The sequence below is a fragment of the Spirulina sp. CCY15215 genome (genome assembly GCF_016888125.1).
GTDB lineage: Bacteria > Cyanobacteriota > Cyanobacteriia > Cyanobacteriales > Spirulinaceae > CCY15215.
In genome coordinates this window covers 1-672 of sequence record NZ_JACSWA010000099.1, presented here as the reverse complement: position 1 = coordinate 672, position 672 = coordinate 1, and the positions used below count along the sequence as shown (strand labels likewise).

The following is a 672-nucleotide window of genomic DNA, read 5'->3' as shown; positions in this document are numbered from 1 at the left end:
CCTGTCGAGACGATCGCACGCCGCCCTGTGAGAACGCCAGTGACACCACTTCTGAAAATCTCCTCATGGGTTTTGGGGGTCAACCCCAGAGTGACAACGGCAATAAACGCCAAGGTTGCAGTGACTTCGAGCGCCTCCCCTACACCCAAAAAGAAGCCGAAAACATCCTCGCTTTAGTTCCCGATGACCAAGAATTCCTTGCCCTCGATTTCTCTGCCAACCGCTCTCAAGCTCTCAATGGTAATCTCTCTCAATATCAAATTCTGCACCTCGCTACTCACGGTTGTATTAATGACGATCCTTTGCGTTCTGGCTTAGTTTTCTCACTTTACGACGAAAAAGGCAACAGTCAAGATGGACTATTGCGACTGCAAGATATCTATAACCTCGATCTCAATGCCGAGTTAGTGGTTCTCAGTGCTTGTCAGACGGGCATCGGAGAAGCGGTTAGCGGGGAAGGAGTAGTGGGTTTGACACGGGGATTTATGTATGCAGGAGCAAAGCGGGTCGTAGTGAGTTTGTGGAATGTGAATGATGCGGCAACTGCTAACTTAATGACTAATTATTACGAACAAATGTTAGAAGATGGATTGGATGCTGTTTCTGCCCTGCGAGAAGCACAGTTGCAAATGTGGAAAAATGGGGAGTTTCCTTATAAATGGGCGGCGTTTA

1 protein-coding gene is annotated in these 672 nt (G+C 47.9%); it reads left to right on the top strand.

The window, feature by feature from the left end; all coding sequences use genetic code 11:
- Positions 1 to 672, top strand: a 672-nt coding sequence (locus JUI58_RS00450; protein WP_204101787.1) for a CHAT domain-containing protein, incomplete at both ends; no start/stop codon positions are given.